The organism is Streptomyces sp. NPDC043812 (assembly GCF_056436245.1).
Genome location: NZ_JBWKCY010000018.1, coordinates 75111 through 97116, shown reverse-complemented (window position 1 = coordinate 97116; position 22006 = coordinate 75111). Strand labels below are relative to the sequence as shown.

Annotated in this window: 28 protein-coding genes and 2 pseudogenes; 19 read left to right on the top strand and 11 right to left on the bottom strand. The window is 66.9% G+C overall.

Going from position 1 to position 22006, the window contains the following annotated elements:
* Positions 1-682 precede the first annotated feature (682 nt).
* The 5 genes and pseudogenes from AC067Z_RS25605 to AC067Z_RS25585 form a co-directional block, all read right to left on the bottom strand.
* Positions 683-1359: pseudogene (locus AC067Z_RS25605) on the bottom strand (tyrosine-type recombinase/integrase); the annotation flags it as partial.
* Positions 1360-1430: 71 nt separating this feature from the next.
* On the bottom strand, positions 1431-2096 hold the full coding sequence (locus AC067Z_RS25600) for a dihydrofolate reductase family protein (protein WP_478791936.1): 666 nt from the start codon (positions 2094-2096) through the stop codon (positions 1431-1433).
* The gene (locus AC067Z_RS25595; RefSeq protein ID WP_478791935.1) at positions 2096-2602 is read right to left on the bottom strand and encodes an SRPBCC family protein; all 507 of its coding nucleotides are present in this window, start codon (positions 2600-2602) and stop codon (positions 2096-2098) included. Before AC067Z_RS25595 ends, AC067Z_RS25600 begins: the two co-directional genes overlap by 1 nt.
* Positions 2603-2605: 3 nt before the next feature.
* The gene (locus tag AC067Z_RS25590; protein ID WP_478792018.1) at positions 2606-2872 is read right to left on the bottom strand and encodes an ArsR/SmtB family transcription factor; all 267 of its coding nucleotides are present in this window, start codon (positions 2870-2872) and stop codon (positions 2606-2608) included.
* 739 nt (positions 2873-3611) lie between these two features.
* Entirely contained in the window at positions 3612-4244 is a 633-nt protein-coding gene (locus tag AC067Z_RS25585; RefSeq protein WP_478791934.1) for a TetR/AcrR family transcriptional regulator, read from the bottom strand.
* Positions 4245-4492: 248 nt separating this feature from the next.
* Here AC067Z_RS25585 and AC067Z_RS25580 point away from each other — a divergent pair, with 248 nt between their 5' ends.
* Together AC067Z_RS25580 and AC067Z_RS25575 are read left to right on the top strand one after the other, a co-directional pair.
* Positions 4493-4705, top strand: coding sequence for a hypothetical protein (locus tag AC067Z_RS25580; RefSeq protein ID WP_478791933.1), 213 nt, complete (start codon positions 4493-4495; stop codon positions 4703-4705).
* A gap of 535 nt (positions 4706-5240) precedes the next feature.
* On the top strand, positions 5241-5627 hold the full coding sequence (locus tag AC067Z_RS25575) for a hypothetical protein (protein ID WP_478791932.1): 387 nt from the start codon (positions 5241-5243) through the stop codon (positions 5625-5627).
* A gap of 216 nt (positions 5628-5843) precedes the next feature.
* Here the strand turns inward: AC067Z_RS25575 and AC067Z_RS25570 are convergent, their stop codons facing one another.
* Positions 5844-6059 carry a hypothetical protein gene (locus tag AC067Z_RS25570; RefSeq protein WP_478791931.1) on the bottom strand — a complete coding sequence of 72 codons (216 nt, stop codon included), beginning with the start codon at positions 6057-6059 and terminating at the stop codon, positions 5844-5846.
* Positions 6060-7089: 1030 nt separating this feature from the next.
* Between AC067Z_RS25570 and AC067Z_RS25565 the strand changes: the two genes are divergently transcribed.
* Positions 7090-8037, top strand: coding sequence for a beta-propeller fold lactonase family protein (locus tag AC067Z_RS25565; RefSeq protein WP_478791930.1), 948 nt, complete (start codon positions 7090-7092; stop codon positions 8035-8037).
* 181 nt (positions 8038-8218) lie between these two features.
* Here the strand turns inward: AC067Z_RS25565 and AC067Z_RS25560 are convergent, their stop codons facing one another.
* Positions 8219-8635 carry a GerMN domain-containing protein gene (locus AC067Z_RS25560; RefSeq protein WP_478791929.1) on the bottom strand — a complete coding sequence of 139 codons (417 nt, stop codon included), beginning with the start codon at positions 8633-8635 and terminating at the stop codon, positions 8219-8221.
* A 31-nt stretch (positions 8636-8666) separates the two neighbouring features.
* On the opposite strand from AC067Z_RS25560, the gene AC067Z_RS25555 reads away from it, so the two are divergent.
* Complete coding sequence (locus AC067Z_RS25555) at positions 8667-9125, top strand: hypothetical protein (protein ID WP_478791928.1); 459 nt, start codon at positions 8667-8669, stop codon at positions 9123-9125.
* Positions 9126-9194: 69 nt separating this feature from the next.
* Positions 9195-9574, top strand: a pseudogene (locus tag AC067Z_RS25550) (ABC transporter permease); the annotation flags it as partial.
* A gap of 127 nt (positions 9575-9701) precedes the next feature.
* On the opposite strand, the gene AC067Z_RS25545 reads toward AC067Z_RS25550, so the two are convergent.
* The gene (locus AC067Z_RS25545; protein WP_478791927.1) at positions 9702-10121 is read right to left on the bottom strand and encodes a VOC family protein; all 420 of its coding nucleotides are present in this window, start codon (positions 10119-10121) and stop codon (positions 9702-9704) included.
* A 363-nt stretch (positions 10122-10484) separates the two neighbouring features.
* Positions 10485-11252, bottom strand: coding sequence for a hypothetical protein (locus tag AC067Z_RS25540; protein WP_478791926.1), 768 nt, complete (start codon positions 11250-11252; stop codon positions 10485-10487).
* A gap of 194 nt (positions 11253-11446) precedes the next feature.
* On the opposite strand from AC067Z_RS25540, the gene AC067Z_RS25535 reads away from it, so the two are divergent.
* The 12 genes from AC067Z_RS25535 (at position 11447) to AC067Z_RS25480 (ending at position 18588) form a co-directional block, all read left to right on the top strand.
* A complete protein-coding gene (locus AC067Z_RS25535) occupies positions 11447-11881 on the top strand; it encodes an Asp23/Gls24 family envelope stress response protein (RefSeq protein WP_478791925.1) in 435 nt (144 codons plus the stop codon).
* Positions 11882-11917: 36 nt separating this feature from the next.
* Positions 11918-12145 carry a hypothetical protein gene (locus AC067Z_RS25530; RefSeq protein ID WP_478791924.1) on the top strand — a complete coding sequence of 76 codons (228 nt, stop codon included), beginning with the start codon at positions 11918-11920 and terminating at the stop codon, positions 12143-12145.
* A gap of 436 nt (positions 12146-12581) precedes the next feature.
* A complete protein-coding gene (locus AC067Z_RS25525) occupies positions 12582-13265 on the top strand; it encodes a DUF6286 domain-containing protein (RefSeq protein ID WP_478791923.1) in 684 nt (227 codons plus the stop codon).
* Positions 13266-13276: 11 nt separating this feature from the next.
* On the top strand, positions 13277-13873 hold the full coding sequence (gene amaP / locus AC067Z_RS25520; protein ID WP_478791922.1) for an alkaline shock response membrane anchor protein AmaP: 597 nt from the start codon (positions 13277-13279) through the stop codon (positions 13871-13873).
* 122 nt (positions 13874-13995) lie between these two features.
* On the top strand, positions 13996-14367 hold the full coding sequence (locus tag AC067Z_RS25515) for a low affinity iron permease family protein (RefSeq protein WP_478791921.1): 372 nt from the start codon (positions 13996-13998) through the stop codon (positions 14365-14367).
* A 189-nt stretch (positions 14368-14556) separates the two neighbouring features.
* Positions 14557-14712, top strand: a complete 156-nt coding sequence (locus AC067Z_RS25510; RefSeq protein ID WP_478791920.1) for a DUF6131 family protein — start codon at positions 14557-14559, stop codon at positions 14710-14712.
* Positions 14713-14788: 76 nt separating this feature from the next.
* Complete coding sequence (locus tag AC067Z_RS25505) at positions 14789-14959, top strand: hypothetical protein (protein ID WP_478791919.1); 171 nt, start codon at positions 14789-14791, stop codon at positions 14957-14959.
* A gap of 456 nt (positions 14960-15415) precedes the next feature.
* Complete coding sequence (locus AC067Z_RS25500) at positions 15416-15745, top strand: hypothetical protein (protein ID WP_478791918.1); 330 nt, start codon at positions 15416-15418, stop codon at positions 15743-15745.
* 284 nt (positions 15746-16029) lie between these two features.
* A complete protein-coding gene (locus tag AC067Z_RS25495) occupies positions 16030-16557 on the top strand; it encodes an SMI1/KNR4 family protein (RefSeq protein WP_478791917.1) in 528 nt (175 codons plus the stop codon).
* A 112-nt stretch (positions 16558-16669) separates the two neighbouring features.
* On the top strand, positions 16670-16894 hold the full coding sequence (locus tag AC067Z_RS25490; protein ID WP_478791916.1) for a hypothetical protein: 225 nt from the start codon (positions 16670-16672) through the stop codon (positions 16892-16894).
* Between the two features lie 208 nt (positions 16895-17102).
* On the top strand, positions 17103-17348 hold the full coding sequence (locus AC067Z_RS25485; protein WP_478791915.1) for a hypothetical protein: 246 nt from the start codon (positions 17103-17105) through the stop codon (positions 17346-17348).
* Positions 17349-17754: 406 nt separating this feature from the next.
* Positions 17755-18588, top strand: coding sequence for a ribonuclease BN (locus tag AC067Z_RS25480; protein ID WP_478791914.1), 834 nt, complete (start codon positions 17755-17757; stop codon positions 18586-18588).
* Between the two features lie 203 nt (positions 18589-18791).
* Here AC067Z_RS25480 and AC067Z_RS25475 read toward each other — a convergent pair whose 3' ends face one another.
* The gene (locus AC067Z_RS25475) at positions 18792-19844 is read right to left on the bottom strand and encodes a fatty acid desaturase family protein (RefSeq protein ID WP_478791913.1); all 1053 of its coding nucleotides are present in this window, start codon (positions 19842-19844) and stop codon (positions 18792-18794) included.
* A 428-nt stretch (positions 19845-20272) separates the two neighbouring features.
* Here AC067Z_RS25475 and AC067Z_RS25470 point away from each other — a divergent pair, with 428 nt between their 5' ends.
* Positions 20273-20764 carry a hypothetical protein gene (locus tag AC067Z_RS25470; RefSeq protein ID WP_478791912.1) on the top strand — a complete coding sequence of 164 codons (492 nt, stop codon included), beginning with the start codon at positions 20273-20275 and terminating at the stop codon, positions 20762-20764.
* A 194-nt stretch (positions 20765-20958) separates the two neighbouring features.
* Here AC067Z_RS25470 and AC067Z_RS25465 read toward each other — a convergent pair whose 3' ends face one another.
* Complete coding sequence (locus tag AC067Z_RS25465; protein ID WP_478791911.1) at positions 20959-21486, bottom strand: hypothetical protein; 528 nt, start codon at positions 21484-21486, stop codon at positions 20959-20961.
* Positions 21487-21564: 78 nt separating this feature from the next.
* Between AC067Z_RS25465 and AC067Z_RS25460 the strand changes: the two genes are divergently transcribed.
* The gene (locus AC067Z_RS25460) at positions 21565-21840 is read left to right on the top strand and encodes a hypothetical protein (protein ID WP_478791910.1); all 276 of its coding nucleotides are present in this window, start codon (positions 21565-21567) and stop codon (positions 21838-21840) included.
* The last annotated feature ends 166 nt before the right edge of the window (positions 21841-22006 follow it).

Below are 22006 nucleotides of genomic sequence, written 5' to 3'. Positions count from 1 at the left end.
CCGGCCCAGGAGCGCTTCCAGGGCCTCGAGGAACTGCAGTGTCCCGTATGCGAACAGGACGTCAGGAGCGACCACAAGTCGATCCTGCCGCTCTCCGTCCGGCACCGGGCGTTCACCCTCTTCATCGGCACGATCGTTTTGCTGGTATTGATGCAGGTCATCTCCCTCACGAACGACACCGTGGAGGCCCTTGGGCAGCGCGCTCGGGGTCGCTCCGCTCGTGGGGCCGGCCATGTACGGGGCCGGCAAGGCGTGGGATCGCTACAACGGGCAGGTCACTCCAGAGTCGGCACCAGCCAGGGTGCGCGACACACCTCCGACACACTCTGTGTCGCCGGACACCGGCTGTTCGTCTCCGCCGCAGGTCAGCGAGGGCACGAGGTCACAATCAGACAATCCCTCCGGAGCCGTGGCGCGTCCAGCCGGCGCAGAGCACTGGCTGCACGTGCGTGAACGGCAACCGATGACGGCAACGCCAGCGCACATCAGCGGATCCGCACTGACCGCGGCGGCGTGCCCTCCTTAGCCAGGTGGGTAACTGCCCTGCCGTCGTGCTTGGTTGGTCGAACTTACAAAACAGATGTCGGCGGTTCGAAACCGTCCGCGCCCACCAGTGCAAAGGCCCCCAGCCGATCATGGCTGGGGGCCTTTGACATCCACTTTTGACATCAACGGGGGGCGGTCATTGACGGCCGGGCCGCCTCTTGAGCAGCCGGTCCATGTGGGTGACAGCTTCGCGCTGCGTGTCCTGGTCGACGTGCGTGTAGATGTTCGTAGTGACGGCGATCTGGCTGTGTCCGAAGATCTCCATCACGACGCGGGGAGCGATCCCGGCGGCGGTGAGCAGGGTGGCGCAGCCGCGCCGGGCAAGTCTCGGCGATGCGGGTGAAGGAGCGGTACAGGTTCCGCGGCTCGATGGGCCGACCGGTGAGTGTCGTGAAGACGTAGCCCGTCGACGCCATGGGGGACAGGTCCCGTGCGTTGATCGAAGGCGGCTCGACCAGCGTTGCCACGTTCCTCATGACCAACTCTTCGCGGCAAGCCGCAGTCAGTGCCGTGCGCAACACGCGATGAGACTCCTTGGCAGTGGCCCCAGTTGCCTTCTTCTCCAACTGGACGAGGAAGCGCCGGACGTCGGAGACGCTAAGCGACTCCAGCCGCTTCGAGCCGAGCATGGGCACCAGGTAGAGGCGGACGTGTACCTCGTACTTTGCATAAGTCGTTTCCGGCCGGCTTGATGATGTTGTCCAGCCAGTACGGCAGCCACTGGGAGAGCCTGGCCGACTTCGTGGGGACAGGCACGCCCTGGTCGACCTTGTCGAGTAGTTCACGGCGCTTGGCGTCGCACTCGGCCCTGGTTGGCCGTGGTGGTCTGCTGATTCAAGCGTGTGCGCCGTGGCTCGGGTCGCCAGGGTGGAGTGGTGGCGCGGCTACCGTGGGTGCACGGCGTAGGTCAGGTGCGTCACCCGCGACGACGGCTCCGAACGGACCGGCTCCAGCGCGACCCTGGACGCGTCCACGCCGTCGAACAGGCGGGTGTCGGCGCCGAAAAGCACCGGTGACAGCGTGATCGAGAACTCCTCGACCAGGCCGGCGTTCAGGTGCTCCAGGATCGTCGCGCCGCCGCCGGCGATGCGGACGTCGCGGTCGCCGGCGGCCTCGCGGGCATGGTCGAGGGCGTGCTCGATGCCGTCGTTGACGAAGTGGAACGTGGTACCGCCGGGCCGCTCCCACGGGTCACGCTTGGTGTGCGTCACGACGAAGACCGGGGTGTGGAAGGGCGCCTCCTCCGGCCATGCATGTTCGCCGAGGTCGAACATGCGCTTGCCCATGAGGCTCGCGCCGGTGCGCTCGAAGGTCTCCCGTGCGACGTCGTTATCGCGGCCCTCCTCGCCGCCCTCGCCCAGCTTCAGGTTCTCCCGCAAGAACCGCAGCGGGAACAGCCACTGCTGCAGCTCCGTCCACTGCGCCATCCAGCGCTGAACGTCCGGGTCGTCCTGCTTGTCGGGCGCGAAGAAGTCGTCAACGGGCACGGACTCGGGCGCGATGAAGCCGTCCAGCGACATCGTCACGCTGAAGAACACCTTCCCGGCCATCAGCCCTCCGCCCCCTTCCGCGCAAGGTCGGTGACGTAAGCCGCCAGGCTGCTCAGGGTCTGTTGGCCGCCCTCGATCGCGTGGTACTTCTCGACCGCCTCGTCGCGCAGTTCCTTGGTGGGGAACACCGTGCGCATCACGATCCGGGTCGCCGCGCCGTCCGGCGCGAAGGTCAGGACCGACTCGAAGGCGTTCGGGTCATCGCGGGACTCACCGTGCAGCAGCGCGATCCGCTCCGGCGGGGCGATCCGCAGCCAGCGGATCCACTCGGAGTAGTCGGTCCCGTCCGGCCCGTGCAGCACGAAGTCCCACTCCCCGCCCTCGCGGAACTCGAAGGACCGCGTGGTGGTGGTGAACCCCTCCGGACCCCACCACTGCAACAGGTGCCGGACCTCGGTGAACGCCTCGAACACCAGCTCCCGCGGGGCGTCGATGACCCGGGAGATCACGATCTCCCGGTCGGCCGTCGTCGGCTCCGCCCGCGTTTCGTGCCTTGCCCCTGCCATCGCTCATTCCTCCAGCCGTGTCTGCTTGAGGTCCTGCACGTAGGTGTCCAGCCGGTCGAAACTCTCGTTCCAGAACCGCTCGAATCCGCCGACCCACTCGTGGATCGGCCGCAGCCCGCGGGCGTCCAGGCCGTAGAGGCGCTGCTTGCCCGCCCCGCGGACCCGCACCAGCCCCACCTCCCGGAGCACCCGCAGGTGCTTGGACGCCCGCGGCTGGCTCATCCCCAGCTCCTGGGCCAGGTCGGTCACCGGCCGCTCACCCGCCCGCAGCAGCGCCAGGATTGGCGTGCAGTACAGCGGCGGAGTACAGCAACCACGCCGACCGCAGCAGACCTTCAGGGCACCTGAGGAGTCGGCAGGGCAGCCTGGCAGACCTCAGCGACCGCCCTGCCGATAGTTCGCATCCGAGAGGGTCAACTCGTGCCACAGGCGCGCCGGATGGAGCGGGGACTCGCGGGGAACCGCGGCTACCGACGGGGCTGACGTGACGCAGGCGCCGAAGCCGGCGTTACCCGGGTCAGCGCCCAACTCGCCCCACCTCGCTCCCAATCGGTGCTCAGCAGTCGTGCCCGACCCGTGCCCGACAGGCCGGTAAGCCACGGTCAACAACGGGTGCCAGGCAGACCCCCCTGTGGTTCGGCCTGGCACTCTTTGCCAAGTCGCCGCCGGGGGTGGTGAGTAGAAACCTTCTCTACGGGTTCAAGGCGCCGCGCAAGTGCGGCGCGTGCCGCAGCCCCCGGCCGCGGGCGAGCCACTGTCTTCGCCCGGCTGCCCCCGGCCGGGCGGCGGCGCGCCGAGCGCGGACACCAACCGTCAGAGAAAAGGCCGGCACGGGGCTGGGGCGGTCGGCTCCACGGCTTTAGGCAGCCACCCATGGGGCGAGCCTCGAAGATCGGGGCCCACATCGGGCTATTGCGGGCAGGTCCACAGACTGCCCGAGTCGCGGCAAGCTTGCGGGCCCCGATCTCTCGCCCCATGGCAGCTCCTGCCCAAAGCCGCTACGCCGACCTCATTTACGTGTCAGCGGGCGACCAGCTGCATGCTCGATGAGGATTGCGGCCATCCGCTCGGCACGGTCAGCTGCCCGGTCCACGGATTGCATGGAATGGGCGACGCAGACTCCTTCGTGAAGGATCAGCAGCTGACCGGCCAGCGCTTCAGGGTCCTCGGCATGGGCTTCCGTCGCAAGATCTTTCAGATAGGCGAACAGCCAGGCCTTCTGCTCGCGGGCGACTTCCTGTCCAGGGTGATCGCCGGGTAGCTCCACATAGGCGTTGATGAAGGCGCAGCCTCGAGGGTTTCGCTCGCGCGTCCAGTTGCGCAAGGCGTCGAACGTGGCCAGAAGCTTCTGCCCAGGAGGGCCTTCGTGGCCATCGATGTGCTTCACCAAGGTGGAACGCCATCGGTCGTCACGAGCACGTAGATAGGCGACGATGAGCCCTTCTTTCGACCCGAAACAGTCGTAAAGAGTCTTCTTGGTGACGCCTGCTTCGTCTGCAATCGCCTCTACACCGACCGCGCGGATCCCCTGCTCGTAGAGGAGGCGGGAGGCGGCTTCAAGGATCTTCACGCCGGCCGGTGTCAGGCCCTGTGTGTCGCGCCGCTTGCCGCCCCGTCCGGCGGTCTCGCTGCCAATGCTCATGCCTTGACGGTACACCCAACGGTATGGTTACGTTGGTTGCTATACCGGTGTGTATACCTTGCGAGGCCGAGAGTGCGGATGGAGCCCACAGTGCCTTGCGACGTGAACGGTCCGCTCTGCAATGCCCGACGGCCGCTCTGCTGCGCGTCCTCCGACCTCGCGGCTGCCGGCCGTGGCGGATCCCCTCCGGAATGCAACCCCGTCCGACCTCACTCGGCGGGCCTCGAATCACTCTCAGGAGAACCGGCATGAGGAACTGGCTTACCCGAACCTTCCGCGCCGCCGAGGACCTTCGCGAGCGGCGGGCGTGCCCCGCCATGAGAGCCGAGCACCAAATGGCAGCTGCGGAAATGTACATCTACCGCCTGCGCCATCGGGGCGCATCGATCGACGACGTCGCCGCCGAGATCAACGTCAGCTCCCACACCCTCGGGGCGTGGGTGAACGCCTACTGGAAGTAGGACTTGTGATGAGCACCGATACGCGGGCCACGGCCAGGCGCACAACGCACGCGGACAGGCCGACAACGACCCGACACGGGGTCGACTCTTCTCCGTGGAACCCGACAGGATCCCCCCTGCGGCATCTGCTTCGTGTCGTGATCCAAATGATCAAGGACGTGGGCTACGGCATCAACGCCGGGCATGCCGTCAAGCATGGGCTGAAGCCCTCGCCGCAACCCCCGGTCCGCAATGGCCCGGTGGCGCGCAGCGCTCCCGCACACCGCCCACACCTGGTCGAGCGGCACGAAGAGCGGAAACGTCGAGTGCCCCGCAGCTCTCGGACCAGTCCGCGGCGATGACATCACCACTCGACATCAACGGCGGCGGACAGCTCCCCCATTGGGGAACGGCCAAAAGCCGCCGCCCGCGGACGTACGCTGACCCCCTGTTCGGCAAGGGACAGGATCAACGCATGTCCGGCAGACCGTCGATAGGCGAAGCGGCAGACATTCTTCGGGCACAGCTACGCGTAGGCGGCCGGCTGCCGAGCGCTATGACGACTGAGGACGCGTGGTCTGCCTTCGTCCGTTTCGGCCGACTGCGGTTCCACACGGCGGAATCGTCCGACGTCGACGGTCTGCTGTTCCAGTACGGCGTGCACGACTTCGACGGCCCGGCGGTGTTCTTGCTCGACCTCACGCGCCAGTTCGACGTTCTCGACGAGCAGGGCGACCACAACCACTTCGTACAGGTCCACTGCGAGCTGGTCTACGAGCCGGTACCGACCTTGGCCGCACTGGGAAACTTCAACTCGTGGCTCTTCCACGACTCCGGGGACGACCTGGGGCGGTGGGGCCAAGCCCTTACTGCGCGAGAAGACTGGGCTGTCATCCGGGAGCGCACCCCGGTGGAGGTCAAGGTCTACCAAGCGGCTGTCTAGGCGGTGTGCCCTTGCTGTCCGACCGGGCAGGTGGCCACAGGGAGCACCGGGCGGTCGCGGTGCGGCCGAAGCAGAACCGGCCGCCGGCCAACACTGCTGATCGGGGGCCGTTTTCACCTGGCGGTGGGTGTGGGATTTGAATCTCGTCCGGACCAGCCGCTCAACGATCCCCACCAGGACCCACAGCCAACCGGGACAACCGAATGAGATGACCTCTCACAGCACGATGAAGATCACCGCGTTGCCGAAGTTTCTGTCGTAGCGGTCGTTGAAGAAGTCGCAGTCGTAGCGACGGTCGTCCCGGTCCCTCCCGTCGGAGCACCGGTAATCAACCCTGGAGTCGCTCGAGGCGAACGCCCCGGTTGCGGGCATCACTGCGAGCGCGAGCCCTGCGGCTCCTGCGGAAGCTGCGGCAACGATCCTGCGGCGCATCCTCATGCACCTCCGACTATTTATTGCTTATCGGGTCAAAGGACACATTTCAGCCTCCTCCCCTCTCGGTGCCCTGTCAAAGCCGCCGGGATCCCCGGGCGAGCGTCCCATCCCGGCGATCCCGGGTCCCGTCAGTCCGCCAGGCGGAACGCCGGCTCTATCTGCCACTTCGAGGGGTCCGGTTCCAGCCGGTGTGCCCAGTGCTCGACCCCCTCGACGTCGAGTGCTCTGCCGCGCTGAGCGAGCAGAGTTGCCCGACGGCGGCGCTGTTCAGCGCGTGGAGATCTACGGCCGTCAAGCGAGGGAATCACAGGGCGAGCGGATCGTCGTTTCCGACGGGGACCGCGGATCAGCAGCAAACCGGAACCCGGCTCCACGAGGGAGCCGGAGTCAGGGATCGACTCGTCTGCCCTACCGGCGACCGTGGCGGAGTCGAGCGGAGGAACCGACATCTACAGCTGACATCAAGGCTGCCCGACCCGACCGGCACTGATCGTCTCGGCGCTGAATCGGCGGCCTGGACGGCAAGTTCGTCATCACCTCCCTGAACTCTCAATCACTCTGAATCTGCATCAATAAGCTGCGACATTGCACTGTCGCACAGGGAGATATCGGCAATCTCGGGAGGTCGTCAACTGGGCTTGAAGCTACGAGAGTTGTCACTTCAGGAATCTGGTAGGCCGCCAGTGACGGCCAGTTGAATGGAAGCAGCGGCGGCACGGTCTGGAGCATTTATGGTGTGTTTGCAGGTCAGGGGGTTGACGATTCCGGTCCCGGAGTCTTTTCTGTGCGCCACTCGAATGGCTGAATGGCTGATCTGATCGGTGGAAATGGGGAAACAGATCTCACGGTGGGTGGGGTCGAAAGTCCGTGGGTGAGGTCTTCTCCCGAGCCGATGGCCTTTTCCGATTTCGCACGAAGGGAAGTACTGCGTATGGAGCGCAGATGGCTGGTCGAGTTGCCTTGCAGGCCACGAGTACGGGAGTCGAGCCGGGGGATGCCCCGGCTGCTATCGCAAGCGCGGATGTGGATGCTCGCGTTGGTGATGGCGGTGGTCGGCGGGGTGTTGCCGGTCGCGGCGGCCACTCCCGCGGCCGCCGAGACCGTGGTCGACACGATCCCGGTCGGCGACAACCCGCTCGGGGTGGCGGTGAGCCGGTTCGGGAGCCGCGTGTACGTGGCCAACGCGGGCTCGGACACTGTGTCGGTGATCAACAGATCCACCAACACCGTGATCGCGACGATCCCGGTGGGCGACTCCCCGCTAGGGGTGGCGGTGAGCCGGCTCGGGACTCGTCTCTACGTGACCAACCAACTTTCGGACTCGGTGTCGGTGATCAGCACGGTCACCAACGCGGTGATCGCGACGATCCCGGTCGGCGACACCCCGAGAGGTGTGGAGGTGAGCCGGGACGGGACTCGTCTCTACGTGGGCAACGCGGACTCGGACTCGGTGTCGGTGATCAGCACCTCCACCAACGCGGTGATCGCGACGATCCCGGTCGGCGACACCCCGGGTGGGGTGGCGGTGAGCCTGGGCGGAACTCGTCTCTACGTGACCAACGCGAGCTCGGACACGGTGTCGGTGATCAGCACCTCCACCAACGCGGTGATCACGACCATCCCGGTCGGCGACAACCCGCTTGGACTGGCGGTGAGCCGGGACGGGACTCGCCTCTACGTGGGCAACCTGCTTGCGGATACGGTGTCGGTGATCAACACCTCCACCAACGCGGTGGTCACGACCATCCCGGCCGGTGATGGCCCGGGTGGGGTGGCGGTGAGCCCGACCGAGAATCGCCTCTACGTGGTCCACGCGGGCTCGGACTCGGTGTGGGTGATCAACACGGTCACCAACGCGGTGATCGCGACGGTCCCGGTCGGCGATGGCCCGGGCGGGATGGCGGTGAGCCCGGACGGGCGGAGAGTCTATGTGGCCAGCCAGAACGATGACACGGTGACGGTGATCGCGACCTAGGTTGCGCGTTTTCACTCGCGGCTGTGTCCGGGTCACCGTCCGCGCCGCCCACCAGCCCAAACGCCCCCGCAGCGAAGCGCTGCGGGGGCGTTGACGGTACGTCTTGACGGCAGTCCCTCAGGCTCAGTGACAGCAGCGGGCTGAGGGATGAGGCTCCGCCGACCTCGTCACAGGTGCCTTGTCACCTGTCGAGGAAGTAGCGGCACCGGTACGGCCCGAGGGTCGCGCCTTCGGACTTGAGACTGACCTGGACGTCGTCGGGTCGGACTGCCGCATGGAGCACAGACTGGGCGTGGGCCGGGCTGCACACCAGCTGTCCGCTGAGAAGTTGGTTGTCGGGTGTGAGGTGCACTCCCGGCATGGTGAGCGTGACCTGGTTGCCGCTGCCAATTGCGTCGTACGTGCCGGGCGGCTCGACCAGGTTGACCAGCCCGCTGCTCTGTTCGGAAGCGTTCGGTCGGGCGATCAGCAGCTTGATGACGGATTTGAGGTCTCTCGGCTTGTTGAGACGCGGGACTGCACGCAGTCCGCTGTCGCTTGCGAAATAGATCCGCAGTCCCGTTCTCAGCCCGGAGGCGGGTTCGCCTGCGTCGATCACTCCTGTTGGCCGGACCCCAGCCCGCCACGACGTGAGCGAGCAGTACGACGGTGCCTTTTACGACGCACAGATGGCGTACGTCCAGTGCATGCGCGGCAAGGGAGGAGTCAAGGAGTTCCCCGATCCCAAGCTGAGCGGCCATCTCGACTGGACGGCCATCGACGAGCTGCACCGGAAGACGGGACACCATCCGGTGAAGGGAGGGAGTAAGGGGCGTGACGTCTGCGGCGCGGAGAGGACTGCGGCGATGATGCTCGAGCCGAAGCGCGACGTTCAGAAGGACTACGAATCGATGCTGGCGCACGCCAAGTGCATGCGGGACAACGGCGTCTCGAAGTTCACCAATCCCACCATGTCCGGTGGCAACGTGATGCCCGGCGGGGATCCCAATCCGGTATCGCCCCAGATCGACCCCCGCTCACCGGCGTACAAGCAGGCCCGCCAGGCGTGCGAGGGCAAGCTGCTCGACGGCCTGGACGGCATGCAGTGACGCGGCGCACTTCGCTCGTCGCCGTGGGAGTGCTCGTCGCCGCCACCGTCGTGACCGGGGCAGTGGTCCTCGGCAACGGCACTCGGACTCGGCGCTGTCGCCCTGCTGGTCGGCAGCGTCGGTGTGGCCAACACCCCGGTCATCTCGGTGCTCGAACGCCGCCAAGAGATCGGATTGCGCCGAGCCTTGGGAGCCACCAAACAGACGATCCGACTGCAGTTCCTCACCGAATCCCTGCTGTTGTCGGCTCTCGGCGGCGTGGTGGGCGCGTTGCTCGGCGCGACAGCGACCTTCACCTTCGCAAGATTGCAGGGCTGGAACCGCGGTCGTACCACTGTGGTCCCTCGCGGGGCCTGGCCGCAACGCTCGCCATGGGAGTCGTCGCCGGCCTCTACCCTGCGATCCGGGCGGCACGCCTGCACCCCACGGTCGTGCTCAACGCCTCTTGATCCTCACGACCCGCGCCTGCTCCGACCACCGAGAAGGGTTCGCCATCTGGGCCCCCGCGAGGCGGCACCGCGCACCGCGAGGGCGGTCAGCCCGCGACCTGCCGCGGTGCTACGGGTGAGGGAGCGGTCAGCGTCGAGCCTGGTCAGGGCTGGTCGGCGTGGTGGGCCGGCGGGCGGGTTGGAACAGTTCGATCAGGTTGCCTGCCGGGTCGGCCAGCAGGATCTGACGTCCTCCGGGACCGGCGACGACCTCACTGAGGAAGGAGAGACCGGCGGTGCGCAGCCGAGCAATCTCGGCATCGAGGTCGTCGTAGGTGAGGTGGATGCGATTGCCGCCCGCGACGGCAGCCTCCTTCGGGGTGGCCCGGGCGCCCGAGCTTGCCGGGCCCGACAGCAGCAGCCGCAGCCGGCCACGGACCACGTCGGCGAAGGCAGGGGCGGCGCTGGAGTGCAGCGTGAACCCGAGGTGGGTGGTGTAGAAGTCGGTGGCGGCCTGCACGTCATCGACGAGGTAGCGGACGCTGACGTATTCGTCGTGAGTGGTCATGGCTCGAACCTCGCAACGGTCTCGGGGGTGTTCAGGACCGGAATCAGGTGCCGGGTACGGGTGTCCATGTCTGCCGCCGCGTGCTGAAAGGCCGCGTAGCCGCCCTGGCCGGCGTCACTGGCCGCGCCCGGGTCAGCCATGCTCCAGTGGACCCGCCGCGGGACAAGGGTGCCGTGAGAGGGGAACCTGGACCGTGAGTTCCACCGCGCGATGTCCGGTCGTCTCAGTGAGTGCGTCAGCCATCTCCGCCGGTTTGTTCGGTCCTTGGGCACCGCGCACGGCATAGCGCGTCCTCGGTGTCCCACGGCCGGCGGTTTCACTTTCCAGCGTTGAGCTGCCGTTTGACGCATGCAGGGCATACAGCTAGGCCGCGGTTTCTGTGACGAGGACGGCAGCGGTTACCGGGCCCTGGGTGTCACTGGTGGCTGCGTCGGTTACCGCTGCCCGGACGGCGCGGGCGACTTCCAGGGGATGGTGTCCGGGCTCGACCGCGAGCCGGACCTCGATGTGTCGGCCGGGTGGATCGTCCTGTTGCTCCACCTTGACCGGGCGGCCTCCCAGCGGGGCGGTGAGGCGGCCGACGCCTGGAACGGCCGACGCGACGTCGGCGAGCTCCCCGGCGAGCCCCCGCTGGGGTTCTGTTCCGGTCGCTGGGGCCGAGCTTCGCGCGGGTGCCGCTTCCGGCGGGGGCGTCGTGGCCTCTTCTGCGGTCCGCGACCTGACAGCTGCCTCTGTGCCCTCATGGAGATCCGTGACGCGCAGATCAACTGCCACGGTGGTCAGGCCGAGCCGCTCGGCGGCCACGTCGAGCAGTGTGCTCCTCAATTGTTCGGCGGTCCAGTGCAGTGGCTGCGCCACGGATGCGGTGAAGGCGGCCTCGATCCTGAGCGGGCCAGGCGGTAGCGCACTGGCCGGCGGGCGGACGGCCGGTTCGGACACGGGTTCGTGCGGTGCCGGTCCGATGCGCATGGTCTCCAGCCAGACTCCGGGAATCTCAGCGGCCGTGCGCCAGAGGGCCCGGACGGCCGCTTGCTCGGTGATCCATGTCCCGTCGTCGGGCCCTCCGAGCGGGAGCAGTCGACCCAGGTCGAGCTGGCTGCGTACTGCCTGCCTCAACGCCTCGGTTTTCACCTGTCCACCCTCTTCCAGGGTCGTTTCTCTTCCTTCCCCCTGCGCCCGGAGCGTCTTCAAGAACTCCAGGCAGCGACGCTCATGGCACTCGTCCGACCGCCCCGGTTCATTGCTCTCGCTGCGGATAAAACGCATTAATGCGAATATAATCTGACCAAAGACTGCCAGGCGCTCCTTAAGGGAGGAATGACCTGATGACTGAGAACTCCGGCGTAAAGCACGGCGGTGCGCCCGGCTCTCGTGGCCGGACGGCTATCGCCGATGTGGTGGTGGAGAAGATCGCCGGGATGGCGGCACGGGACGTGCCCGGCGTTCATGCCCTTGGCAGTGGATTCTCGCGCTCGATGGGATCGATGCGGGAGCGGATGCCCGGCGCCGGTAGTGGCAAGTCCGTCACACGCGGGGTCAGTGTCGAGGTTGGAGAGAAGCAGACGGCCATCGATCTGGAGATCGTTGTCGACTACGGCGTCTCGATCACGGACGTGGCCGGTGAAGTACGGGAGAACGTGATCTCCGCGGTGGAGCGGATGGCGGGGCGGGAAGTCGTGGAAGTCAACATCATGGTCAGTGATGTGAAGCTGCCCGACGAGGAGGAGGACGAAGGGGAGGAGCGGCAGCGGATCCAGTAGCCGGACGGAGCCGGCTACTGAGCGAAGGAGCGCGTGATGAGCAGAGCCGTGGTGGGTTTGATCGCCGGAATGGCGCTGGGTTTCGCCGCGTACTTCGGTGGCTTCTGGGCCTTCCTGCTGGTGCTGGCCCTGGGCGCCGTCGGGCTTGTGGCCGGCCGGTTGACGGAAGGTGATCTCGAACCGGGTTACTTCGTCCGCCGCCGGGGCGACCAGCAGCGGATCCGCGATGACCAGCGCCGGGCTCGGAGAGACTGGCGGCAGTGACCAGGGAAGCCGATCGGGGCACGGCCGTCCCCCGCGGGGAGCGGGGTGCGACCACAGTCGATGACCGGGTCGTTGCGAAGATCGCTGCCCAGGTGGCGCGCGAGGCGCTGAGTCGGTTCACCGAGTCGACCGGTCACGTACCTCCCGACCGCCGGACGCCACGCGTGACGACGTCCGTGCGGCGGGCGCCGGAGCGGAATGACAAAGGGCGGGAAGGCGATCCTGCCGAGAGCCGACCGATGCTCGGCGAAGTCCGGGCGCGCATCGCCGTGGAGCTGGGCTATCCGTCAGACATCGGGGCTCAGTGCGCTGCGGTGGGCCGAGAGGTCACCGAACGGCTCAGGGCATGGGCCGGCATGGACGTGTCCGACCTCGCGGTGTCGGTCGAGAGGCTGCACTCGGTTCACTCGCGGCGTACAGACCAGGAGAGGGTGACATGAGCGCGAACACCAGGCGGCACCCGACCGGTGACAGCGAACTTCCCTCCGACCCTGGAAAGGCAGCTTCGTCCCCGGGGGACCCCCCGGACACCGGCTCGACAGCGGCAGTCCGTGAATCGGGCAAGTCGCCGCATCGCTTCTGGTCTGCGCGGCGGATCCCCGCGACCATTGTGGCCCTGCTGTCCGTCGCAGCCACCGGACTGCTCCTGTACGACGTGGTCTCGGTGCGGGCAGGTCAGCCCGGGATGAGCTGGCGACGGCAGCTCGCCGACCAGCTGGCCACAAGACCCTTGGACGACATCTGGGTGATCGTCGGAGCCGCAGTGGCAATGGCCCTCGGCCTGTGGCTCCTTCTGCTGGCGTTCACACCGGGACTGCGCAGGCTGCTGCCCATGCGGCAGCCCAGTGACACCCCCGGAACAGGGGAGGTCCGGGCCGGACTCGACCGCCGCGCAGCTGCCCTGCTCCTGCGTGACCGGGCCGTACGGGTGTCCGGTGTCGAGTCGGCTCGGGTCGATGTCGGACGCCGGAAGGTCAAAGCCCATGCGAAGTCACATTTCCGCGATCTCGACGAGGTCCGCGCGGACCTCGACGCCACGCTGGGCGATGCCATGACGACCCTGGGTCTCTCCCGGCAACCCACACTGTCCGTGCGCGTCCGGCGCTCGAAGAAGGGCTGAGGTTGTTCCCGATGCTCAAGACAGTGAACCGGGTCCTGCTGGGACTGCTCGGCCTTGGACTGTTCGCCCTGGGCGGCGGCGTGCTCCTGGGCAGCCTGGATCTGCAGCGCCGCTGGGGGTTCGACGTACCGGGCTGGTGGCCCTTTCGTGGTCCGGACGATGTCCTGCTGGGCATCGAGGGACGCACCCGGTGGCGAGAAGAGGGCTGGTGGTGGCCGGCCGTCATCGCGGCACTCTCCGTGCTGCTGGTGCTGCTGCTGTGGTGGCTTCTCGCGCAACTGCGCAAAGACCGGCTGGGCCAGGTCCTCATCGAAAGCGAAGACGGCACGACGGCCCAACTCAACGGCCACGCGCTGGAGGACGTGATCGAAGAAGAGTCACAGGCCCTGGAAGGAGTTTCGCGGGCTCACGTGCGGCTGACGGGCCGGCGTACTGCTCCGGTCGCACGAGTGCGGCTGTGGCTGGAGCCTCACGCGGAACCAGAGCAGACCCTGGGCCGACTCAGCCGGGAAACGCTCGCACGCGCACGAGACTCGGCAGGCCTGGACCGTCTCCCGTCGAACGTCCGCCTCCGGGAAGTCCGTCACGGCACCCATCGCGTCGACTAGGCCCGGACAGTGCCTGGGAACCTTCGCCGCAGACGGAATCTGGCCGAATCCGCTTGGAGGGTCCGCATCCCGGCCGGGCGTGGCAGCCCCTGGCATGCCACCGTCCGCTGTAGAGAATGGGCATGATTCTCAAGCATCCGTCCGACCGCGGAGGTTCGCGGAGCAAGCCGTTCGAGAGGCTGGCAGAAAATGCCTCACGGTTCACCAGTTCAGCAACGTTCTTCGGGATCTGCCTGATCCTGGTCGCCGTGGCTGTCACGTTGCACGTGATCGGTCTGCCGATCACGTGGCTTCTGTTCGTGGGCGAGGCAATGTCGGCGCTGACCCTGCTCCTGGTGGCGCTGCTGAAGAACTCCGAGCTGCGGGCCGAACGCGCCGTCCAGCGCAAGCTGGACGCCATCGCAGCCGCCCTGCTGGAAGGGCAGGAGGGCGGTGGCACCGGAGAAGCACATCGGAAGTTGCGGTCCGTCCTCGGCCTGGAAGCGGACTCCTGATGTGCCGGTTCCCGCGTGCCGGCCCCTTTTCGTCATCTGTCCGGGCTGAGCACTGGGCGTAGCAGCTGTAACCGGCAAGGAAGAGGCACGGTCGAGAATCCGGGTCTGGGCTCGGGGACCGCCTGGCAGGCCACCGCCATGGGTCGCGCCTACTCTGAGATTGAGGTCCCCGCGAGGCCGGAGGTCATCATGATCATTCTTGGGGTCATTCTGCTCGTCATCGGGTTTGTGGCCAGCATCGCCATCTTGTGGACCATCGGGATCATCCTGGTCGTCATCGGAGTCATCCTGTGGATCCTCGGGGCGGTCGGCCACGCGGTCGGCGGACGTCGGCACTACTGGTAGACGGCTCGGCTCCCGCCCTGATACAGCCCCGTAGTCGGGTCCCTACCGCCGCCATGACACAGGGAGGCGTAGCGCGATGGTCCTCTTCCTGGTTCTGCTCAGCAGCGCCATTGCGCTGGTGATCATTGGCGCTGTCGTGGACGGAATGCTGTACCTGCTCTCCATCGGGGTACTACTTCTCGTCGTCGCCGTGCTGTACCTGCTCGTGCGCTCGATATCGCGCTCGCACCGACGCCCGGCACACTGACCCGTGACGGTGGATGTCGACCACCAATCCACGTGCAGCTGCCGCCGGGGCAACGCGGTTCGGCCCTGCCCGTTCACCTGTACAGCAGCGACGTACCGCAACCACAGCAACCGCCCCTGTCCGGTAGCGCCGGCGCAACTGTCGGCACGTTCGGAGAGTCGTACCCGCCGTGACCGAAGCACGTACACAGCACAGCGTGAGACTGTCGCCCGCCGTCTCCACGGCAGCAGGTATCGGGAGTCTGGCTCTCGCCGCCGTGGTGAGCTGGAGAGTCTCCTGCTGGTCGTACAGGGGCGGGTGGTCCCCGGCTGGGGGGTAGGTGCAGCTTGCTTTGTCATGTCGCTCGTTCTGCGATGGACCCTCGCCTGAGTGGGCCGCCCGGGGGGTGCTTCGAGGCTCCCGCGGAAGCGAGCCACGTGAGCACGGCTGGGGAGCAGTCTGCTGATCGTTACGGCGGTGCTCGGCACTGCATGGGGAGCGGTGGACGACCTGATCTCGGAGGCGGAGTACCACGTGCTGCGCCCTGCGGGGCCTGGGGGCTGCACGGCCGTGGTGGGGGAGACGTCCTTTCTCGTGATCGGTAATGGTGAGGCGTACGCGGTGGGGCGCACCGGCCTGGCCCTGCGTGGTTCGGGATCCTGGACGGTCGACGATGGTTACCGGCCCGTCGACGCAGGCACGTACGAATTGGGCTGGGGACGGGACGGCGGTCTTCTGCGGATCAGCGGTACGAGCACCGATCCGGTCATCCGTGGGGGATCGGCCGACATCGACTGCGGGTGGTGAGGCCGGTCACGCTCATCGGCATGCCCGGCGCGAGGCCCTGGATGCCGCACAAGGCCGCTCATTGCCAGGCGTGGGCCGCACTAGGTGCGTGTCCATCTGCGTGACAACCTCGACGCACAGCAGCGAACAACCGTGGGCTCGGCGGACCATGAGCGCAGGTGACGGACGCATCAGCCCGAGGACGCCCTCACCCCAAGGTGCTTCGGGAGGACGAAGAGGTCGTGCCGGTCCAGCGGCCGGGGCCGGACGGTGAACTGCCGAGCCCGGCTCCTACGATGCCGGTCATGGCACGCATTGAGGATCTTCAGCCTCCCTTCTGGGACGCCAGCAGCGACCACGGAGTGCAGCCGCCCTTGACCGACGGGGCGGTCGGGGAGGCCGAGCGGCTGTTGAACGTCACACTCCCCGACTCACTGTTGGACCTGCTCCGCAATCAGAACGGTGGCCAGGTCAGCGACAGCTGGGATGCCTTCCCCACAAGCCGGCCGACCTCATGGAGCGCCGACCACGTCCCCTTCGACAGCGTGATGGGCATCGGTCACCGGGAGCAGGCGCTGTCCATGCTCGACAGCCCGTACCTGGTCGAAGAATGGGGCCTGCCCACGGCAGTGGTGCTGGTCTCGGGTGACGGGCACTACTGGATCGGGCTCGACTACCGGACCTGCGGCCGACACGGGGAACCGTCCGTTGCCTGGTTCGATGCGGACGACAACTCGGAACTGGCCCTCGCGCCGGACTTCCACTCCTTCATCAAGGGACTCACCTCCGCCCGCGAGTTCGAGAGCGAGCGGAGCGAAGGCTCACCCGACTGACCTCACCGGCGAAGCGGCCACCGGCCGTGGCCATTTCCCGCCACGAGCCCCATCACCCGGCCCACCCCGGGCCGCGAAGTGGGCCACGGCCTACTGGATCGCCCGCCAGATCGTGAACGGATCGCTCGATCCCGCTGCCGGCACTCATCTGATCTGGGCCGATGTCGCCTATGACCTCGACTATCCCGAAGACCTGCAGCCACTCGTCTCGTGCGCAAGCAATCTGGACGACTGGGACGAGAGCTGGAGTGTCTCCATCGAGACGCTGAAGGAAGAAGCGATCAAGGCAGCTGAACAATCCCTGAGCAAGCAGCCGCCAGGAGAGCGCAAGGACTGACTGTCGGCGGTCCATTCGCCGTTGACCAGCTCGTCTACTCGCCGGCAGTCGTCACATTCCGTGTGTGCTCCACAGAAGTTGAGCCAGAACCGTATCTCGTGAACATCCGGAGTGATCACCTCGGCCGCCGGCATCACCCCATGGAGCGGTGGCGAACTGCAGCGCCGTCATGTGCCTGTGAACGCGGGGCATGGAGGACACTGGTCGTATGGCCCTACCCAAAACGCATCATTGCTCGGCATGCTCGGACGGTGCCGCGACGGGCACAGTCGTTCACGAAGACCTCGTCGTCGGAGCGCCGCTGTCCATGGAGGATCTCACCGACGCGCAACGACTCGACCGGTTCGCCCGCAAGTATGCCCACGACGGCTGCCAGGTCAGGGAAGTCCGGCGGGTCCCACACGACAGTTTGAGCGGCTACGCCTGGTCCGTCCGCTTCACCGAGAATTCGTGACAAGCGGATCACCGGGCAGCTCCGGGACACGGCTGTTGGCGTCGCAGGGGTGCGTGACCGACCTGATAAGGATGAGGCCACAGCCGCAGCAGGTGAGACGCGCTGGGACCCGTGGTCGGGTGCCTATCCAAGTTGCTTCGGGACGAAGTGGGTTTGTCAGCAGACAGCTGAGATGGAAGCGCTACCCAAGGGCGCTCTGCAGGAGATGTGAGCCGGCCGACGTTGAGTCTGGCTTGCGCTCGCCAGTTCGTGGACGGCACCCCCGTATCCGCTCGTTGGCGTAGCTGCTCGCCGCGTCAGGTCCTCAGAGCAATTCAGCGGGCTCCTACCTGGGCACTGAGCGCGATGTGGCCAACTGCGCCGTGCCTTCGCACGATGCTCGTACCGACCGTGGTAGTCGACAGGCATGCCGATGAAGCCGTCACCTGCCGCGAACCATTCAACTCTGCTCGGGCGGCTACGCCGAGCGGTCAGCCGTTCGCCGGTCGGGCGCGGATGGCGGCGGAGCCGCGATCTCGAACTCGGGCAGCGTGCGCTGGGTTTCGCGGCGCTCGGATTCCTCACCCTGGTGCCGCTGCTGCTCATTGTCTCGTCGGCAGATCCGGAGCACGGGCGGGGGTTCGCCGAGTGGCTGGGGGACGGGCTCGGGGTGTCCACGGCCTCCAAGGAAGAAATCGAGGAGCTGTTCGCCCGGCCCGGCCAGGCCCTGCGAACCACGACTGCCTTCGGCATTGCCACCCTCGCCGTCTTCGGCCTGACATTCGGATCGGCGGTACAGACCGGTTACGAAAAGGTCTGGGACCTGCCCGCTGCCCGCTGGCACGCCAGGTGGCGGCATGTGGTGTGGCTCGGCGTACTCACCGGGTACCTCTTCGTCTCCGCCACGACCGGGTTGTGGGAAGGATCCGTTGCCGGCGCTTGGGCGGCATTGCTGAGCGCCGTTCTCTTCCTCTGGTGGTCGCAGCGGATGCTGCTCGGTGGGCGGATCGGCTGGCTTGCCTTGTTGCCCGGCGCGATGGCGACCGTGATCGGGCTGCTCGGCCTCAGGGTCTTCTCCCAGGTCGTGTTCTCGCCGCTGATTGCTTCCAACGCTGTCACCTACGGTCCCTTCGGAACCGTCCTGGTCCTCCAGTCCTGGCTGGTCGGCGTGGGCGTCGTCGTATTCGGCGGTGCACTGGCCGGTCGTCTGCTGCACGAAGAGCTCCCACGTGTGGCACGCGCACTGAAGCGGCGAAGGTGAGATGCGCACCTCCGGGGAGCTGCCGTGCTCGGCCAGGAAGAGCATGAAGTCCCAAGCCCTGTCCGCGACTTCGATCTTGCCCAGACGGACAGGTGGTCATGTCGGCCACGGAGCCGCACGACTCGTTCCGGGCCCGGGGCCTCGCGCAGGAGGCATCGCATCCGCGAGGAGAGGGTCCGCGTGAAGAGGGCAGGACAGCCGGGCTAGGCGGAGGCGGCGTGCCGGATCGGTGCACTGGCCTGGTGGAGGCTGGCGAGGGCCTGTCGGTAGGAGGTGATCAGGCTGGTCTCCAGATAGCTCACTCCCAGGTCCTGGCAGTGGCGGCGGACGATTGCCTGTGCCCTGCGCAGATGCGGGCTGGGCATGCTCGGAAACAGATGGTGTTCGATCTGGTAGTTCAGTCCGCCGAGTGCGACGTCGGTGAACCATCCACCGCGGACATTGCGTGAGGTGAGCACTTGGCGCCGCAGGAAGTCGGGGCGGTCGTCGCCCGTCAGGATCGGCATGCCCTTGTGGTTGGGGGCGAAGATCGAGCCCAGGTAGATGCCGAACAGGCACTGGTGAACCACAAGGAACGCAATCGCCATGCCGGGAGGCAGCACCAGGAACAGGGCACCCAGGTAGAGGGCGAAGTGCGCGAACAGCAGACTTCCTTCCGTCACGCGGTTCTTGAGCGAGTGGTCGGCCAGCGACTTCACACCTGACAGGTGCAGGTTGAAGCCTTCGAGAGTGAGGAGAGGGAAGAACAGGAACGCCTGAAAGCGCCCGAGCAAACGGGGCAGCCCGCGTGCGGCGTGGGCCTGATTCTGCGACCAGACCAGGATGTCGGGGATGAGGTCGGGGTCCAGTTCCTCATGATTGGGGTTGGCGTGGTGTCGCGTGTGCTTGTCCTGCCACCACCCGTAGCCCATCCCGATACCGGCGTTTCCGGCGATACGACCGGTTCGTTCGCTGGCCTTGCGGAGCCGGAACACCTGTCGGTGCGCCACGTCGTGCGCGAGGAGCGCAACCTGGCCGAAGACGACGGCGAGGAACGCCGCCACCGTGAGCGTCCACCAGCTGTCGCCGACGAGGACGAACGCGATCCACCCGCAGACGTAGAGGGCGGTGACCGCAGCGATCCGGGCCGCATAGTAGCCCGGGCGCCGGTCCATCAGGCCGGCGTCGGCAATCTTCTTCGACAGTCGGGCGAAGTCACTCCCCACCCCTTGTCGGGTTTCTGGCGGGGGAGGGGGAACAACGGTCTGCGAATCCATGGAACGAGCTCCCTCAATGGTGCCGGATGCGGTCGGCAACCGACGGCCGCAGTGGTCGGGAACGACCTTGATCCATCGCCCCGTACGAAGCGGCCGTCGCGCCGGGAGAAAAGGCACCTGTCGAAGGGCACCGTCCACGCAGCAAAGCAGACCGACTGTTAAGGAGGGTCTCGGCGCGCACACCGCGCGCCTATCCGGTCACCGCAGGCTCCCCGGGCATGACCAGCCCTGAAAGGGCCCACGGGTCACAGTGACCGACTCACTCCTTTCAACGAGTGTCAGCCGCCGCAGGTTCCCGGGACACGAGCCGGCACCCCAGCCATGAGCTCCTCATGCCGGACGACGGCTGCCCCGACCGTGTCGTACAGGTACGGTCCGGCCAAGGAGCCGACGGGGGCGGACCCAATGGGCGGAGAAGGAGGAGCACGATGTCGAGTGAGGTGCACGAGGCTCTCTGCTGGCGCGGTCCTGCCTCGGTGAACGTGTTCGTTGTCGGCGCCGGCAACACACCGCTGCCGAAGGAGACTTTCCATCTCGCCGGGCTTGCTCCCGACGCCGTGCTGCCGTTTCCACTGATGGAGCAGCCCGAGGCCATTGAACGGCTCGGCCTGATCTCGTACGACCTCGACTTCGATGACACCTTGCTCGACCTGCGCGCGTACACGAGGGCAGCTCTCCGGCGGGTCTGCGAGGGCACCCGCGCTGTCGCCTGGGCGGCGTTCGAGGGGACGTTCAGCTACGACGAACTCCTCACCGACCAGGTGGCCGGCCAGGTCTACGGCTACTGCGTGAGCGGCACCGAGCCGGTGGCCGTGTGGGACTTCGCCACCTTGCGCAGCGAAGAGTGGAGCGGACGAATCGCCGAGGTGCGGGGAGCCTTGGACGCATTGCTGCACGACTCGGAGAGACGGGACAGGTAGACAAGAAACGGCTGGGCACTGTCCGACGGTCACCGAGCCGGACGCCCGCCCCGTCGCCATCATCGCGGGCCGGGATGGCGTCGTGCGTATGTGGGACCTGGCGCAGTTGATGCTTCACAGGTCGGCGTCGGGTGATGCGTGACATCTGCCTTGGACGAACCCCAGCCAGGCGATCAGCAGCATCGTCTGGTGAGCTACCACCCTTCCTCAGGGGGCCCGACAACTTGGGCGTCGACCTGCGCGGCCAGCCAAGCGGCACGCTCGTCATGACCGGGTCGCGCATGGATGAAGACGGTGTGCTCGGCCGCCCACTCCTCGCAGCGGATGGTGTGGCTGTTGCTCGCGACCTGCAACTCGGCGTACTTGTACTCCGAGTTCAGCCCAAGCTCAGGCACGGCGGGCCACAAAAGGTCATGCCACAGGACATAGCACCTTTTGATTTCCGCCCAGGTCCCCAGGGCAACCCGTGCCTGCGCCAAGGCATTGACTCCCAGGCTCACAGTCGCGGGGAAGCCGATATTGCCCGTCCCGTACCACTCAACGCTGGTTTCAGGAAGAGCCTCGGTCAGACGCCGTAGCTCGTCATCATCGTGCGCCCAGGCCTCCAGGTAGCAGCCATCCGGCCTGTACCGGTCAGCGACCGACAGCAGCCTCTCCGCGAGGCTCAATGCCTCGGCCAGGTCCGTGGTCCGCAACACCGGCCACGCACTTGTGATCCCCATGGCGGAATCCTGCCAGAGTGATCGTTCTGCCTGCCCGGCATTTGCAGCCACCCCGAGGCGAGCAGCGTCACGCATCGGGTGAGGCAGGCGAGGAGCCGGCCCGCTTCGCCGACCACGCAGGAAACCGCCCGGCCCGTCTGGGAGGCAACCGGCGACACGGACGCACTCCAGCAGTTCCTCAAGGACAACGGGTGTCACGGAGTGGAAGCAGTGTTCGTGACCATGGGCCTGCTGCACTGCGATCTTGCCGAAGCCCAACGAGCCTTCTTCAACGCCCCGTGCCGCGACGCCGAACGCCGCTTCCACAACCGCGCTATGGATCCGCTCGAAGAGGCCGCCGCCCACGACGCCTGACAGCCCGAGCGACCCTTGACTCGCCCATCAAGACTCCACCGACCTTGGGTCGTGCCCACCCTCAGCGCCGATGGAGGGGAAGGCGTTGGAGGAGGGGAGGGGAGAGTGTGATGGCTTCGTTGATGTCTAGGAACAGCGTTTGTCGACTGATTCCGGAGTCAGTTGG